General features: G+C 55.8%; 15 protein-coding genes. 11 read left to right on the top strand and 4 right to left on the bottom strand.

Going from position 1 to position 15953, the window contains the following annotated elements:
* The first annotated feature begins 16 nt into the window (after positions 1–16).
* Genes THINI_RS15475 through THINI_RS15465 form a run of 3 tightly spaced genes read left to right on the top strand, consistent with a single transcriptional unit; the run spans position 17 to position 1743 of the window.
* On the top strand, positions 17–493 hold the full coding sequence (locus tag THINI_RS15475) for a copper chaperone PCu(A)C (protein WP_002709494.1): 477 nt from the start codon (positions 17–19) through the stop codon (positions 491–493).
* A gap of 10 nt (positions 494–503) precedes the next feature.
* Complete coding sequence (locus tag THINI_RS15470) at positions 504–1109, top strand: SCO family protein (RefSeq protein WP_002709493.1); 606 nt, start codon at positions 504–506, stop codon at positions 1107–1109.
* A gap of 19 nt (positions 1110–1128) precedes the next feature.
* Positions 1129–1743: a ubiquinone biosynthesis accessory factor UbiJ gene (locus THINI_RS15465; RefSeq protein WP_002709492.1), complete on the top strand. Its 615-nt coding sequence runs from the start codon at positions 1129–1131 to the stop codon at positions 1741–1743.
* Here THINI_RS15465 and THINI_RS15460 read toward each other — a convergent pair.
* Positions 1740–2417, bottom strand: a complete 678-nt coding sequence (locus tag THINI_RS15460; protein ID WP_002709491.1) for a cytochrome b/b6 domain-containing protein — start codon at positions 2415–2417, stop codon at positions 1740–1742. The two genes, THINI_RS15465 and THINI_RS15460, sit on opposite strands and share 4 nt — an antisense overlap.
* Positions 2418–2435: 18 nt before the next feature.
* A complete protein-coding gene (locus THINI_RS24445) occupies positions 2436–2747 on the bottom strand; it encodes a VIT1/CCC1 transporter family protein (protein WP_081485857.1) in 312 nt (103 codons plus the stop codon).
* Between the two features lie 215 nt (positions 2748–2962).
* Here THINI_RS24445 and THINI_RS15450 point away from each other — a divergent pair, with 215 nt between their 5' ends.
* From THINI_RS15450 to ubiB, 6 genes are all read left to right on the top strand, one after another.
* Positions 2963–3166, top strand: coding sequence for a cold-shock protein (locus THINI_RS15450; protein ID WP_002709490.1), 204 nt, complete (start codon positions 2963–2965; stop codon positions 3164–3166).
* 130 nt (positions 3167–3296) lie between these two features.
* Positions 3297–3560: an RNA recognition motif domain-containing protein gene (locus tag THINI_RS15445; protein ID WP_002709489.1), complete on the top strand. Its 264-nt coding sequence runs from the start codon at positions 3297–3299 to the stop codon at positions 3558–3560.
* Positions 3561–3586: 26 nt separating this feature from the next.
* The gene (locus tag THINI_RS15440) at positions 3587–3847 is read left to right on the top strand and encodes a hypothetical protein (RefSeq protein WP_002709488.1); all 261 of its coding nucleotides are present in this window, start codon (positions 3587–3589) and stop codon (positions 3845–3847) included.
* Between the two features lie 78 nt (positions 3848–3925).
* Positions 3926–4489: a DUF2058 domain-containing protein gene (locus THINI_RS15435; protein WP_002709487.1), complete on the top strand. Its 564-nt coding sequence runs from the start codon at positions 3926–3928 to the stop codon at positions 4487–4489.
* 59 nt (positions 4490–4548) lie between these two features.
* On the top strand, positions 4549–5694 hold the full coding sequence (locus THINI_RS15430) for an ATP-binding protein (protein ID WP_002709486.1): 1146 nt from the start codon (positions 4549–4551) through the stop codon (positions 5692–5694).
* A complete protein-coding gene (ubiB, locus tag THINI_RS15425; protein ID WP_002709485.1) occupies positions 5691–7256 on the top strand; it encodes a ubiquinone biosynthesis regulatory protein kinase UbiB in 1566 nt (521 codons plus the stop codon). The genes THINI_RS15430 and ubiB overlap by 4 nt, the downstream gene beginning before the upstream one ends.
* Before the next feature lie 22 nt (positions 7257–7278).
* Here the strand turns inward: ubiB and THINI_RS15420 are convergent, their stop codons facing one another.
* Positions 7279–8526: a hypothetical protein gene (locus THINI_RS15420; RefSeq protein WP_002709484.1), complete on the bottom strand. Its 1248-nt coding sequence runs from the start codon at positions 8524–8526 to the stop codon at positions 7279–7281.
* A gap of 102 nt (positions 8527–8628) precedes the next feature.
* A complete protein-coding gene (locus THINI_RS23600; protein WP_002709483.1) occupies positions 8629–12741 on the bottom strand; it encodes an Ig-like domain-containing protein in 4113 nt (1370 codons plus the stop codon).
* A 337-nt stretch (positions 12742–13078) separates the two neighbouring features.
* Between THINI_RS23600 and THINI_RS15410 the strand changes: the two genes are divergently transcribed.
* The gene (locus THINI_RS15410) at positions 13079–13492 is read left to right on the top strand and encodes a hypothetical protein (protein WP_002709482.1); all 414 of its coding nucleotides are present in this window, start codon (positions 13079–13081) and stop codon (positions 13490–13492) included.
* Positions 13493–13532: 40 nt separating this feature from the next.
* The gene (locus THINI_RS23595; RefSeq protein ID WP_002709481.1) at positions 13533–15950 is read left to right on the top strand and encodes a thrombospondin type 3 repeat-containing protein; all 2418 of its coding nucleotides are present in this window, start codon (positions 13533–13535) and stop codon (positions 15948–15950) included.
* Positions 15951–15953 lie beyond the last annotated feature (3 nt).

Here is a 15953-nt window from a genome sequence, read left to right as displayed (position 1 = left end):
GTGAGAGGAAATCTGTGTGAAGTTGAGCACACATCATCAATGGCTATTCGCCATAGCCTTGCTGCCAGGGCTGAGCGCTTGCGGCAAGGATGCGCCAAACATTTCCCAAGCAACAAACGCAGCTGAAGCCATTACGGTGGAAAACCCGCGCATCCGCGCCACTGCACCGGGGCAAGTGGTGTCAGCGGCCTTCATGATTCTGAACAATCACTCCCCCACCCCGCATGTGCTGACTTCCGCCACTTTTGCCGACGCCAGCCTGGTGGAAATCCACGAAACCCGGATGCAGGGCAACGTGATGCAGATGCAGGAAGTGGGCAAAGTTGACATCCCCGCCAACGGTTCCGCCGAACTGAAACCGGGCAGCTTCCACATCATGCTGATGGGGCTAAAACAACCACAAGTCAGCGGCACACAGGCGGAAATCACCCTGAGCTTTTCCGACAACAGCCAGCAAACCGTGACTGCCGCTATTGCCGACATTACGGAATGACAGAGACGTTATGAATAAACTTTCGCTCATGATTGGCCTGCTGGCCTTTGCTGTTGGCATTGGTGCAGCCCAGTATTTCGTCTCCCGACCTTCCATGTCCGCCGATGAAGGCAGTACCGTCGTGCCAGTTGCAGAGGGCAAATTCGGCGGTGATTTCACCCTGATGCAAGGCGACACACCGGTGAAACTGAGTGACTTCAAGGGCAAGGTGGTGGTGATGTATTTCGGCTACACCTCCTGCCCGGATGTGTGCCCAACTTCGCTTTCCATCATTGCCTCCGGCCTCAAGGATCTGGCGCAGGATGAACTGAAGCGCGTGCAGCCGATCTTCATCAGCGTCGACCCGGAACGTGACAACGGGGAAAAACTGATGGCTTACGCCGCCCATTTCCACCCCAGCTTCATCGGCATCACCGGCACGCCGGAACAGGTGCAGCAGGTGGCCAAACAGTACGGCGTGTATTTCGCCAAAGTCCAGACCAAATCCGCCATGGGCTATCTGGTTGACCACACCTCGCAAACCTACATGGTCGGCAAGGATGGCAAGTACGTAAAAATCCTGCCGCACAACATCACCAAGACGGATATAGTGGAAAGCATCCGCCAGGCTTTATAGGACAATGACAGGAACCCCCATGCTATTCGCCGCCCTCACCGCCACACTCGAAACCGCCTTCAACACCTGGCTGAAGCTCGACAAGCAAACCCACGGCCATGCGCTGGAACGCCTGCAAGCGCTGCAAGGCAAACTCATCTGCCTGCACATCAGCAACCCTGACCTGAAACTGTATTTCCTGCCGACTGCCGACAGCGTGCGCGTCACCACGGAATACGACGCCGAGCCGGATGTGACCATCCACGGTTCCGCGCTGGCGCTGATGCGGCTTTCCACCGCCGAAGACACCGGCAAGGCGATGCTGGAACAAGGCATCAAAATCGACGGCGACATGGGGCTGGGCAACCGTTTCAGCGACATCCTGCGCGACATCGACGTGGACTGGGAGGAACTGCTTTCCCGTGCCGTCGGCGATGTAATCGCCCACCAGATGGGGCAGCTGGCACGTGACACCAAGGGCTGGCTGGACGGTTCCGCCCACGCCATGCGCCTGAATACGCAGGAATATTTACAGGAAGAAGCCCGCTTACTCCCCGCCGCAGCCGAACTGCGCCAATACCTGGATGCCGTCGACACCCTGCGCATGGATGCCGACCGGCTGGAAGCGCGTATCAAACGGCTGGAAAGCCATTAAGGCTTCGGCTTCCGCTGGATGCTGTCGATGGAAACATGGGTGATGGAAGTCTTGCCGGTTGCCGGGGCGCTTTTCCCGCCGCCATCCTGCCCTTCCACATGGAAATAACGGTAACCGCTGATCATGCCGGAAATCGCCGCGCCCTTGCCTTTCAGGTCATGCAGGAACACCGCGACCAGATGCACCACCGTGAACCCCAGCAGGACGTTTGCTAGCGCGCTATGCCAACCGTGCATCGACATGCCGAGGAACGTACTGGCCGAATTGTAATACAGCCCGCTAAACGCACCCGCCAGCAGCACCAGCCACACCAACGGGTAGACCTGTCGCCACAGCGGGTTGTGCGCAAACCAGTTTGGTAACGGCGCACGCGCGAAACTGAGGTAAAACATCAGCATCCGCTTTGCCCCTTGCAGTTGCGCCCGATCCGGCAACAATGCACCCCAATGCGCACTGCCCGGCAGTATGAACAGCAGGATTCCCCGCGCCACCACCGCAATGATCAACAACTGCCCGCAAATCAGATGCCAATCGCGCCAGAATTCGTAATCAGCCGCACCCAGCCCGATCGCCCAAGCGCTGGCAAACTGGAACAGTACGCCTGCCGCAATCAGCCAGTGCGTCAGCCGCACCCAGCCCGACCAGACCAGCACGTGACGGATGGTTTCCTGCATGTTTTTCTCCTTCTTCAATCAAACAGCAACGGTTCCGAACAAATGGCCAATACCCGCAGTAGCCGCCATGGCCAATGCCCCCCAGAAGGTAACGCGGGCCGCACCCCTGAACAGACTGGAACCGCCAGCCTTGGCAGCAACCGCCCCCATCATGGCCAGGAACAGTAGCGAACTCACCGACACGACCGGAATCATACTGGCCAGCGGCACAAACGTCGTCAGCATCACCGGCATGGCCGCGCCAGCCGAAAAAGTCGCTGCCGAAGCAACTGCCGCCTTTGTTGGTGATGGGCAGAATGCAATAGTCGGCGCTTTACGGCAGAAATTCAAATAGCACGTTGTTCAGCAGCCACCCATATCCGCAAATATTGTTCAAAAGCACAAAATAGGTGGAATTCCTATCCCGACTAGCCTACCATGTACAGCAGGCTACAGATTTAATAATTGGCAGTTTCAGCATTTCCCTCCTTTTTGCTCTGCAAATTCCCTCTTTATCCCCTGTACGCACAACTCTCATTACATTTTGATTTTAAAGGTAAATATCCATGGCTACAGGCACTGTAAAATGGTTCGACGAAACCAAAGGTTTCGGTTTCATCTCCCAAACTGAAGGCGGCTCGGACGTATTCGTTCATTTCCGCGCGATTCAGGGCAACGGCTTCAAGGTTCTGACCGAAGGCCAAGCTGTCAGCTTTGATGTAGAAAAAGGCCCTAAAGGCCCACAAGCGGCCAACGTCATCCCACAGTAAGTCTTTCCGGCCTGGCACATTCAGCCTGGCCGAAACTTCCGCATAACATTTCATATCGCCGCACCATCAATGGCTGCGGCGCTTGCCATTTCCCCTGCTGCTTTCAGCACAACACATCCGGAGAAGCATCATGAAAACACTTTTCATAGGCAACATTGCGCCTCATGCAACAGAAAAGGAACTCCGTACACTACTCGCCGAATACGGCACGGTACGCAAGCTGGAAATGCCTCGTGACATTTTCAGCGGCAAAAACAAAGGGTTCGCCTTTATCGACATGGAAGGGCACGAAGCCCGTGCCGCGATGGCCGCACTGGATGGCAAGGATTTCCTCGACCACCCCCTGAAAGTACGTGAGGACAAACCCAAACGTGGTGGCAAAGGCCGCCGCTGACGCCGTTGTACAGGAGAATCAACTGAATGGATATGGATTGCCGCCCCGGTTGTGCCGCCTGCTGCATTGCACCTTCCATCAGCACCCCTATACCCAAACATCAGGCAGGAAAACCGGCGGGCGAACCCTGCCTGCATCTTTTGCCTGACTTGCGTTGCGAATTGTTTGGGCAGGAATCACGCCCGAAAGTCTGCAACAGCTTGCGACCCAACGTCGAAATGTGTGGGACAGAACGCATACATGCACTGAATTTCCTTCAACAGCTTGAAGCTGACACAAAGCCGTAAAAACTCGCCGCAGAGTTCTTGCCTATTCCGACAAGTGATATACTCCCGTCATCAACCGTTCAGTAACTGGATGCTTCCATGTCACTCAAAGACCAACTCCTCAAGGCTGGCCTGATCGACCAGTCCAAAGCGCAAAAAGCCGAGCAGGAACAGCGCAAGCAAGCCCACCAGAAAACCGCCAAGGCGCAGAAAAAAGCCAAGAAAACCGGCGAGGTCATTGTCGACGAAGCCAAACTGCTGGCCGAAAAAGCCCGCCAGGAACAGGCCGCGCGCTCCCGCGAACTCAACCGCCAGCAGCGCGAACAGGCCGAACAGAAAGCCATCCAGGCGCAAATCCGCCAACTGATCGACATGAACCGCATCGACCGTAAGGGCGGCGAAGTTTCCTACCAGTTCGCTGACGGCAACAAGATCAAGAAAATCTACCTCACCGCCAAACTACAAGACCAGCTTGTTTACGGCACCATTGCACTGGTCAAACTGGGTGAAGGTTACGAACTCGTCCCCAAACAGGTCGCAGAAAAAATCACCCAGCGTGACACCGCCTGCATCCTCGTGCAAAACACCGGCAGCAGCCAACAAACAGCGGAGGAAGACGACCCATACGCCGACTATCAAATCCCGGACGATTTGATGTGGTAAATATTGAATCGTAATTCAAAATTATTATATTATTTGTGAATTACGATTCAGGAATAGCCATGATCAAACGCACCTTGTTCCCAGAGTTGCAACGCAGGATGTTCCAGGGCAAAGCCATCCTGCTGATGGGTTCCCGACAGGTAGGCAAAACCACGCTTGCCCACAGCCTGTTGGCAGAATTCAACGAGCCTGTACTGGAGTTCAACGGCGATGAGCCGGATACGCGGGAACTGCTGGCGAACACCACTTCCGCCCGCCTGAAAGCACTAACCGGCAAATATAAGATCATTTTCATCGACGAAGCCCAACGCATTGAAAATATTGGCCTGACCCTGAAACTGTTCACAGACCAGTTACCGCATGTACAGGTCATTGCAACCGGCTCCTCCTCGTTCGACCTCGCCAACAAAATCAACGAACCCCTGACAGGGCGCAAGTTCGAATACGAACTGTACCCACTTTCGTTCGTGGAAATGGCTGAACATCACGGCTACCTGGCGGAAAAACGGCAATTACCCCAGCGGCTAGTGTACGGCTACTACCCCGAAGTGGTCGCGCGCACCGGCTCAGGTGACAGCGCGCAAATCCTGAAACTGCTGGCAGGCAGCTATCTGTACAAAGATCTGCTGAGCCTGGATGGCATCCGCAAGCCGCAGCTGCTGGACAAACTGGTGAAAGCCATCGCCCTGCAACTAGGGTCGGAAGTCTCCTTCAACGAACTGGCGCAGTTGATTGACACCAACGCCCATACGGTTGAAAAGTATATCGACCTGCTGGAAAAAGCCTATGTTTTGTTCCGCCTGCCAGCCTTCAGCAATAACGCCCGCAATGAAATCAAAAAGGGGCGCAAAATTTATTTTTACGACAACGGTATCCGTAACGCGCTGATTGGCAACCTCAACCCGCTGGAACAACGCACCGACGCTGGCGCACTGTGGGAAAACTTCCTGATCAGCGAGCGCATGAAATACCTTGCCTATCAACAGGATTTACTGTTCACGCGACGCTATTTCTGGCGTACCACTCAGCAACAGGAAGTCGATTACCTCGAAGACCGGGGTGGCAAGCTTTACGCCTGGGAATTCAAGTGGAACCCCAAAGCCAAGGTAAAATTCCCTCTCACTTTCACCAATGCCTACCCCGATTGCATCACCGGGCGCGTTGACCCGAATAACTTTGACACCTTTATTGGCCTGACTGAATGAAACCCTTCACCCGCCTGCTGCGCCTGTGGACGATCAACCGTGTCTTCATCCGTCACGGGCTGGATGAACTCGTCTTCACCATTCCCTTCCTGCGCCCGGTCGCATTCCTCTATCACCTCGCGCCGTGGAACTGGGGCAAACAGGAAACCCGCCCGCGTGGCGAACGCATCCGCCGCGCCCTCGAAGATCTCGGGCCGATTTTCATCAAATTCGGGCAAATGCTGTCTACCCGCCGCGATTTGTTGCCGGACGACATCGCCGCTGAGCTGACCCGTTTGCAAGACCGCGTGCCGCCATTTTCCAGTGCCGAATCGCGCAAGCTGATCGAAAAGGCTTACGGCAAACCGGTCACGGAAGTGTTCCAACACTTTGAAACCGACCCGATGGCCTCCGCCTCCATCGCCCAGGTGCACGCCGCGCAATTGTGGGATGGCAAGGACGTGGTGGTGAAAGTACTGCGCCCCGGCATCCGGAAAACCATCCGCCAGGATGTGGAGCTGATGTACATCATCGCGCGGCTGGTGCAGTTTTACTGGAAGGAAGGCCGCCGCCTGCGCCCGGTGGAAGTCGTGGCCGAATACGAAAAGACCATTTTCGACGAACTCGACCTAATGCGCGAAGCGGCCAACGCCAGCCAGCTGCATCGCAATTTCGAGCAGTCGAAGATGCTGTATGTCCCGGAAATCTATTGGGATTACACCCACCCGAATGTCATCGTCATGGAGCGGATTTACGGCATCCCGGTTGGCGACATCCAGAAACTGCGCGAACTCAACGTCAACTTCAAGCGGCTGGGAGAGTTGGGGGTGGAAGTGTTTTTCACCCAGGTGTTCCGCCACAATTTCTTCCACGCCGACATGCACCCCGGCAATATCTTCGTCAATGCCAGCAATCCGCAGGAACCGCAATACATGGCGGTGGATTTCGGTATCGTCGGCACGCTGTCGCCGGATGACAAACGCTATCTGGCAGAAAATTTCTACGCTTTCTTCAACCGCGACTATAAGCGGGTAGCGGAACTGCATGTCGAATCCGGCTGGGTTCCACCGACCACGCGGGTGGAAGAGTTTGAATCCGCCATCCGTACCGTCTGCGAGCCGATTTTCAACCTGCCGATCAAGGACATTTCCTTCGGCCACTTCCTGCTGCGCCTGTTCCAAACCGCACGCCGTTTTAATATGGAAGTGCAACCGCAGTTGGTGTTGCTGCAAAAGACGTTACTGAATATCGAAGGCTTAGGACGCCAGCTTTACCCCGACCTGGATTTGTGGGCAACGGCAAAACCGTTCATTGAGCGCTGGATGGATGAGCAATTGGGTATCCGTGCACTCATGCGGGGGGCAAAAGACAACCTGCCCAAACTGCTGGAAAACTTGCCCTACATGCCCAATATGCTGCATGACATTATGCGCCAGACCTCCCAGCACCAGCTCAAGATGCAGTGGGAATCGCAGCAACTGGAACAATTGCGCCAGGAAATTCGCCGCTCCCAGCGTATCAACCAAACACTGTTCGCAGTAGGTATCGTGCTGATACTGGCCGCCCTGCTCTACCGCAGCTAGCGCCTGACAGCAAGGCTTCGGACTACTGGCTGCCCCACTCCATCGCCTCCAGGCTGCTGATCTGCGCCGCATCCATGCGCGAAGCCTTCAACAGCACGCCGGAGGTTTTCAGGGAATCATCCGCCTTGAACACCCGGTAAGCCACTTGCACTTCGCCGGTCGCGTAAATCCGCTGCCCCCGATACCATTTTTTCTCAGTGACCTGAATGGTCTGGGCTTTGAGTTCAACCAGCAAGCGTTCGCGGTCATGGATGGCGCTGGCAAGCGCCTGCCCCTTTACCTGGCTCCAGAAAGCTTCGGGTTGGCTGGCCGGATTCAGCGCAGCCAACAGACTGTCAGCGCTTTCCAGCGCAGATTTAAGCAGCGCGTCGGTTGCGCCCTGCTCCTGCATTTCCCTAGCAGCCTCCGCCAGACCTTGCAGCACGCCCAACTGCTCCAGCAACACGAAGGCTTCATCCAACAGTAACTGCCCGCCTGCCACAGAACCCGCCGCCGCCACCTTGCCCCTGGCTTCCAGCAGGTAGGCCAGCAGCGTCATGGCTTCAGCACCGGCATCGTAGACACCGATGTCGCGGTCAGTACGCAGCATCCTGGCCATACTGTTGAGGGTTTCCAGCGACAAGCCCAGCAATTGCGCCCCCGCGAATACGCTGGAAACCGCTGCCGGGGCGACAGAGGGGGCTAGCGCGGGCGGCCCGCCACGTGTGGTGGATGACGCCGTAGCAGCGCCCGGCTTGTTTCCAACCAGCTTTTTCAAACGCCCATTCAGCTCTTCCAAACGCCGGGCAACAAAGCGCGCAGACTGGGCTTGCTCCCGTTCCACCTCCGTCAACAGTACCGCGCCTGTCTGGGCACACAGGCTGGTCAGGGCATCCGCCACTTCAACCAGCAGGGCAAGCAGCGGTTTCTTGCTACGCAACAGGGCGAAACCATCCGTGTTCGCGGCCAGCGTGACCGTGCCCTCCTGCCCCCGTGCCACGCTCAGCGAATCCAGGTTTTCCTTGATTTCCCGCACGCTGGAAAAGGCGCGTTGGGTCTTGATGCTGCTCAGGATGTTTTTCATCCGGGATTTTTTTTCCTCGGCAATCAGCGTTTCCATGCCGCTGATTTCGGCCAGCCTGGTTTTCAGTTGTGCCAGCCTATCCGCCAGCCCAGCCTCCCTGACGCCGCTGTCGATTTGCCCTTGCAGCAAGGAAATATCGCTTTCCAACTGGACTTTTTCCTGCCCGAGGCTCATTTCTGACTGATCCAGATCCACTTCCCCCACCATGGCGTTTCTCCTGTCAAGCCTAACACTGTAATTTTAGTATACACCCAATAAAGAAAGGCCGCAGCGTCACCACTGCGGCCTTTATCCCAGGTTAGACCAGAATTAAGCCGGAGGCGTGTTCGGGTCCATATTGGCTGGCTTCACGTCAATCATGACAGTCTGGGTCGCGCGGTTGCCGTACTTGTCTTCCACTGTGTAGGTGAAATAGTGGTCGGTACAGTAACCGCTGCGCAGCTGGTATTGGATTGACTTGCCATCCGCGCTGATGGTAGCCGTGCCATAGGCTGGCTTGGTGATTGCCACGATCCTCAGTTCATCGCCCGTGTCATTTTCCAGCACATACAAGGTCTTGGGGGCAGTGTCATTGAGATCAATCAGCAGGTAATCATGTACCAGTACCAAGCTGCTGGCGACCACAACATCCACCGTTGCCGTGCTTTGCATACCCATGGAGTCGGTCACCGTATAGGTGAACGTATCCGGGCCGGTATAGCCAGTGCCAGGTGTATACACCAGATTGTCGCCAACCTGAGTGACCGTGCCATGGCCACCTTGGCCAAAGCCGGTAATGCTAATGGCCTGACCATTCGGATCATTATCATTATTCAGCACATCAATGGTGACTGCCGTATCAACCGTGGTACTGGCCGAGTCATTGGCCGTAATTGGCGCATCATTGACCGTAACGGTAACCGTGCCTGCCGTACTCTGGTTACCATCCGGATCCTGTACCGTGTAGGTAAAAGTATCCGTGCCACTAAACCCTGGATTGGGCGTGTACACCAGATTGTCGCCGACCTGGGTAACCGTGCCATTGGCTGGCTGGGTGAAATCAGCAATGGTCACCGCATCACCATTCGGGTCGGTATCATTCGCGGTAACATCAATCGTGACCGGTTGGTTGCCTCCCGTGTGCACATCCGTATCATTGACCGCTACCGGCTGATTCGGGCCAGGATTGAAATCATCCACAACGACAGTCACCGTTGCAGTCGCCTGGACACCTGACGGGTCAGTGACCGTGTAGGTGAAGGTATCGGTACCAACAAACCCTGGCGCTGGTGTATACACCAGATTATTGCCATTCTGGGTAACAGTACCGCTGGAACCCTGGCCAAAGCTGGCAATGCTCAGCGCGTCACCGTCCGGGTCAGTGTCATTGCCCAATACATCAATGGTAACCGGGTTACCCGCCACCGAGGTTGAGGTGGTAGTGGCGTTGTCATTGCTTGCATTAGGCGCGCGGTTATCAGGCGACCTTACAGTCACAGTCACCGTAGCCGTGCTCTGGTTGCCATCCGGGTCAGTGACCGTGTAGGTGAAGCTATCCGTGCCAGTAAAGCCAGCCGCTGGTGTATACACCAACTGGCCATTTTCCTGGGTAACACTACCATTGCTGCCGTTATTGAAACTGGCGATGACCAGTACATCACCATTCGGGTCTGTGTCATTGGCCAGCACATTTACCGTCACAGCCTCACCGGCAGTCGTCGCCGCTGCGTCATTATTGGCAACCGGTACATTCGGCCCTACCTGATTGACCGTCACAGTGACAGTTGCGGTACTCTGGTTGCCATCCGGGTCAGTCACGGTATAGGTGAAGCTATCCGTGCCTGTGAAACCAGCCGCTGGTGTGTACACCAGATTGTTGCCATTCTGGGTGACAGAACCGTTGTTGCCCTGACCGAAACCGGCAATGCTCAGCGGGTCGCCATTCGGGTCAGTGTCATTCGCCAATACATCGACCGTTACCGGTGAGCCAGAAGTAGTCACCGCCGAGTCGTTGTTGGCTACTGGCGTGACATTCGGGTTGGCTGGGTTGACTGTCACGGTTACGGTTGCAGTACTCTGGTTACCTGCCGGGTCAGTAATCACGTAAGTAAAACTATCCGTACCGCTAAAACCAACCGCTGGTGTGTACACCAGATTGTTGCCATTCTGGGTGACAGAACCGTTACTACCCTGGCCGAAGCTAGCAATGGTCAGCGGGTCACCATTCGGGTCAGTATCATTGGCCAACACATCGACCGACACCGGTGTGCCAGAAGTGGTCACTGCCGAGTCATTGTTAGCAACTGGTGTATCATTCGGGTTGGCCGGATTAACGGTTACCGTGACAGTCGCGGTACTCTGGTTACCCGCCGGGTCAGTAATCACGTAAGTGAAGCTATCCGTACCGGTAAAGCCAGCCACCGGCGTATACACCAAATTGTTACCCACCTGAGTCACACTGCCGTTGTTGCCCTGATTAAAACTGACGATACTCAGCGGGTCACCATTCGGGTCGGTATCGTTTGCCAGCACATTAATGGCAACAGGCGAGCCAGAAGTGGTAGTCGCCGTATCATTGACCGCAACCGGCGTATTGTCACCCGTATCAGTCACGGTAACCGTGACGGTCGCGGTGCTTTGGTTGCCAGCCGGGTCGGTGATCACATAGGTGAAGGTATCCTGACCCGTGAAACCAGCTACCGGCGTATACACCAGGCTGTTGCCCTGCTGGGTGACACTACCGTTATTACCCTGGTTGAAACTGACGATGGTCAGCACATCACCGTTCGGGTCAGTGTCATTGTCCAGTACATTGATGGTAACAGGCGTACCCACCGTGGTGATTGCCGCATCATTATTGGCAGTCGGCGCATCCGGCCCGACCACACCACCACCACCGGCGGCAGTCCTGTAAGTATCCACCGTCTGCTTGTGGTCAGCGGTGTTACGCAACGCCTGACGTACCCACAAGGGTGGTTCCGGGATCAGCTCTTTGCGCCAGACGACTTTCGGGTCGCTGCGGCTGCTGCCACCTTGCTCGATCACTTCATCCTTGTACTGGGTCTGGTAAGTGACGTATTCGATGTCGACGCGGCGGTTCTTGTGGCGTTCCGCGTCGGTGTTGGGGTATTTCGGCTGGGTTTCGCCCAGCCCTTGCGCCAGCAGGGTATCGGCCTTGAAGCCATTTTTGGCCATGAAATCACGCACGGCATTGGCGCGGCGCTCGGAAAGCTTCTGGTTATGTTGCAGGGAACCGACATCGCAGGTGTTGCCGGTAATGCGGATATTGCCTTCATAACCGGAAGCGCGGATTTGTCCCATCACCGCGTTCATGCGCTCTTGCGCCTCAGGGGTCAGCTTGGCGCTGTCAACCTTGAAGAAGGTGTCGGATTCCAGCTCCATGGTGTTCTTGACCAGCTTGCGCTCGACCTTGGGCGGCTGCTTGATTTCCTGGCCAGGAATTTCCACGCGCACCCGGCGGTAGCGCTGCTCGGGCTGCCAGATACCGGCTTCGCTGCCAATGTCATAGCGATAAGTAATGCCACCACGGGCTTCGGCCTTGTCATCGCCATCCACGAAACCGCCGGACTTTTTGTACAGCTCCACTTCCGCACCCACGCTGTGTGGTGTATCCGGGAAGAATTTTTCCACACCACCGCTCAAGGTGGCCTGCATAGGACGTTTTTCATTGGCGGCAAAATCCTTGCCCCACTCGTAATCAAGACCACCCTGGACGCGCATCTGCTGCTCATCCAGGTAAGTGCCTACGCGCCCACCTACGCCATAGTCATAGGCTTTTTCACGCACACCGGGGGTCGCAGAATCACGGCTGCCAGAAAGACCTTTGCTGACATGCCCCGACCAGAACAGGTTTTCGTCTTCCTGGCCGTAACCAACCGTCACCTTCTTGTCTTTTTGCTCGTTCTGGTCGTAAGCGCCAAACACCTTGTTGACGTGCGTCGCCGTTTGCGGATCACCAGAAACCCAATGATGGTTAAGCTTGACGCCAGCACCGGTCAGGGTTTCTTCGCCCTGATCCTTGTCAGCTTGCGGGTTGAAACCAATGTAGCCCTGACCAATAGTCACACTGTTATCGCTTTCCAGAAAGACCTGACTGGCTTCCGCCTTGCCCTTCAGCTCAGTATCAATACCGATGCCGAGGCGGGTATTGCCACCCACATAACCGGTGTTGAAACTGGAGGTTTCGCTGGAATCATCCAGGAAGCCGTCACTTTCCTGCCCCAGATCCTGAGCCTGGCTCATGGTGTCAGGAGGTGGCTGAACCGGTGGCGGATTAACCCCTACAGGATTATTGGCCGACGCTGAAGGAGGAATCTGACCGAAAGGGCCGCCATAACCGCCATCCCCCGCAAGCACAGCGGCGGAACAGAACAGTAATGGCAGGATAACCCAGCCCCGGGAAAGATTATTCTTATTATTCATTGTTGTATCTCTCTGCTGTGTGACTTGTTATTGGTTTCTGCGTTCAGTATTGGTCACAATGATCAAAGCCACTATATTCCTTGTAGCGCCCATACCACAAATGTATTCCGACGAACGTGACCGACAGCCCCACACGCTATCCAACAGACTGAATCTGCAAGATTTTGTGTTTTGCAACTGACGCCGGAGAGCCCTTTGTTTATAATCCACTTCTAAGCATATACTTTACCCATGTTTCAGTGGCCGCGCCAACATGGGGTGGATAAGTGGCGCATGTAAAGGTTAATCAAATGGAATTATTGCTTTACCAGAACAAAACGGAGAATGAGTGACCTCCATGTTACGCATCCTGCAAATCATCCCTTTTTTCGGCATACTGCTGATCATTTACTGGCTGGCCGTGAAAACCAACCTGTTCCCCAACGGGCTTAACCATGTCCTGTTCCACATGAAGTTACCATCAGAGGCTATCTGGAAACCGACCTGGGGTGACTTCATGGTGCTGCTGGGCGTATTGTGCCTGTATGTGGAGCTGTTCAAGTCTACCCGCACCTCTGAAACCACCATCATCGACCACTTGCTATCGACCTTTGTACTGATTTTCTACCTGACAGCCTGGCTGATTTACTCGTGGGCAGGCAATTCCGTCTTCCTGATCCTGACCGGGATGGCGTTCCTGGATGTGATCGCCGGGTTCACGATCACCATTTCAGCGGCACGCCGCGACTTGTCCATCGGCGGCAAAGTCTGAGGCTCCCCAATAATTTGAAAACCTTTAGAGAGGAATCCCCATGCATAAAATGATCGTCAGCCTGACCATGGCTTCGACCATGACGGCAGCCGCATACGCGGAAATGCCTCAGTTTCCTGATCCCAGCACCTTGCCGCCCGAAGCTGTCAGCTCCTCGCCATCATCCAGCGCCCCAACGGCAGCACCATCCAGCGGCAGCCCATCCAGCAGCAGCGCTGCCAGCCAGTGGACTTATACCTACACCCAGCCAGCGGGCAGCGCCAGCGGAACCTACGTTTACCCACAAATGGGTAGCTCAACGACCACCACAACGGCCAATAACGGCACAACCTATGTCTACCCGCAGGCTGATGCCACGGCCACCACAACCCACCAAGGCTCCACTACCACGAATGTCACACCCTATAATACCTACCATTACACCCAGCCCGTCGTCAGCGCCTGGAACAACGCCTACAGCTATATGCAGCCTTACGCCACCGGTATGCAGTATTACAACCCGAGCCAATACTTCCTGCACGGCCCGATGCTGACACCTCCGCCGCCGCCACCGATGATGTTACCCAGTTTCCCGAGTTTCAGCTGGCCAACCACCGGCTACCGTAGCGGCAATTATCTGGTAGGGGCATTGGGTAACAACGCCCAAACCGCTGCTGCCCAAAACGCCAGCAACGCCAATACCCAGCAATTGGACAGCCTCAACCAAACTCTCAGCACATTGCGCCAGCAACAAACCGACTTGGTAGGCAAAACCCAGGAAACCCTTTCCGCACAGGAAAAAACCATTGCCGACCTCAAGCGCCAACTTGAGGAAGCCTCCAAAGGCAAAGGCGACCTGGAAAGCAAACTCACTGCCCTGAAAGGCGAACTGGCCGAAAGCGTCAAAAAAGCCGAGCTGGAAAGCTGCAAGGCGGAAAACGAAGAGCTTTCCGGCAAGGTCAACCAAATGGAACCACAGATAAACGCCATTGCGGAAGTTTCCCAGCAATTCGCCCAGCTGCGCCAGAATTTCGCCAGCCTCGAAACGGAAAAGCAGCAACTGGCCGCCGCACTGGAAACCGAAACCAAGGATACTGACGCCGACGGCATTCCGGACAAAACCGACCAGTGCCCCGACACAGCGGCTGGCACACCCGTCCAGACCAATGGTTGTGAGCTACCCAAGGATGAGGACAACGATGGCGTAACCGATGAAAAAGACCGTTGCCCGGTAACTGCCGCAGGTGTTCAGGTTGATGAAAACGGTTGCGACCTGCCACCACCTGATGGCGACAAGGACGGTATTCCCGATGACACCGACAAGTGCCCTGACACCAAGGAAGGTACCAAAGTCGACTCCACCGGCTGCGAACCTGACACCGACGGCGATGGCATCAAAGACGGCGCTGACCAATGCCCGACCACGGCAGCAGGCATCAAGGTTGATGAAAAAGGCTGTGACCTCCCACCACCCGATGCGGACAAGGATGGTGTGCCTGACGACGCCGACAAATGCCCTGACACCAAGGAAGGCACCAAAGTCGACGCCACCGGCTGCGAACCTGACACCGACGGCGATGGCATCAAAGACGGCGCCGACCAATGCCCGACCACGGCAGCAGGCATCAAGGTCAACGAAAAAGGCTGTGACCTGCCACCACCCGATGCGGACAAGGATGGCGTGCCTGACGACGCCGACCAATGCCCTAGCACGCCAGCGGGAACCAAAATTGATGAAACCGGCTGTGAACAGGACATTGACGGTGATGGCGTAAAAGACAGTGCGGATAAGTGCCCAACAACCGCCCCGGGCGTCAAAGTCGACGAAACTGGCTGTGACCTGCCACCGCCTGATGGTGACAAGGATGACGTTCCCGACGATGCCGACAAATGCCCCGACACCAAGGAAGGCACTAAAGTCGACACCACCGGTTGCGACCTGCCGCCGCCTGATGGTGACAAGGATGGCATTCCTGATGACGCCGACAAATGCCCCGATACCAAAGAAGACACCAAAGTCGATGCCACCGGCTGTGATGCCATCCCGGATGCAGACCAAGACGGCGTTGCCGACGCAGACGACCTTTGCCCTGACACCAGCACTGGCAACGAAGTCAACCAGGTCGGCTGCGCCAAAACCGAAAACATCAGCCTGAAAGGCGTCAAGTTTGAAACTGGCTCCGCCATCCTTACGCCAGACTCCCTGCCGATTCTGGATGAAGCCGCCGACAGCCTGCTAAAGCATCCTGAACTGAAAATCGAGGTAGGCGGCCACACCGACAGCAGCGGCGACAAGACAGCCAACGAAACGCTTTCCCAAAAGCGTGCCGAAGCAGTCATGCAGTATCTGGTCGGCAAAGGCGCGAAAGCCGAACTGCTCAGCGCCAAGGGTTACGGCCCCAACACGCCGATTGCGGATAACGCCACTCCGGACGGCAAGGCGCAAAACCGCAGGGTTGAGCTTAAAATTCTGCCATAACCC

It is taken from the genome of Thiothrix nivea DSM 5205 (assembly GCF_000260135.1).
Lineage (GTDB): Bacteria > Pseudomonadota > Gammaproteobacteria > Thiotrichales > Thiotrichaceae > Thiothrix > Thiothrix nivea.
This window is presented reverse-complemented; position numbering and strand designations above follow the sequence as displayed.

Coding starts and splice junctions, on each gene's coding strand:
- THINI_RS15430 (WP_002709486.1), top strand. CDS start 4,549: ATGATCAAACGCACCTTGTTCCCAGAGTTGCAACGCAGGATGTTCCAG.
- THINI_RS15410 (WP_002709482.1), top strand. CDS start 13,079: ATGTTACGCATCCTGCAAATCATCCCTTTTTTCGGCATACTGCTGATC.
- THINI_RS23600 (WP_002709483.1), bottom strand. CDS start 12,741: ATGAATAATAAGAATAATCTTTCCCGGGGCTGGGTTATCCTGCCATTA.
- THINI_RS15450 (WP_002709490.1), top strand. CDS start 2,963: ATGGCTACAGGCACTGTAAAATGGTTCGACGAAACCAAAGGTTTCGGT.
- ubiB (WP_002709485.1), top strand. CDS start 5,691: ATGAAACCCTTCACCCGCCTGCTGCGCCTGTGGACGATCAACCGTGTC.
- THINI_RS15435 (WP_002709487.1), top strand. CDS start 3,926: ATGTCACTCAAAGACCAACTCCTCAAGGCTGGCCTGATCGACCAGTCC.
- THINI_RS15420 (WP_002709484.1), bottom strand. CDS start 8,526: ATGGTGGGGGAAGTGGATCTGGATCAGTCAGAAATGAGCCTCGGGCAG.
- THINI_RS15440 (WP_002709488.1), top strand. CDS start 3,587: ATGGATATGGATTGCCGCCCCGGTTGTGCCGCCTGCTGCATTGCACCT.
- THINI_RS15460 (WP_002709491.1), bottom strand. CDS start 2,417: ATGCAGGAAACCATCCGTCACGTGCTGGTCTGGTCGGGCTGGGTGCGG.
- THINI_RS15470 (WP_002709493.1), top strand. CDS start 504: ATGAATAAACTTTCGCTCATGATTGGCCTGCTGGCCTTTGCTGTTGGC.
- THINI_RS15445 (WP_002709489.1), top strand. CDS start 3,297: ATGAAAACACTTTTCATAGGCAACATTGCGCCTCATGCAACAGAAAAG.
- THINI_RS15465 (WP_002709492.1), top strand. CDS start 1,129: ATGCTATTCGCCGCCCTCACCGCCACACTCGAAACCGCCTTCAACACC.
- THINI_RS23595 (WP_002709481.1), top strand. CDS start 13,533: ATGCATAAAATGATCGTCAGCCTGACCATGGCTTCGACCATGACGGCA.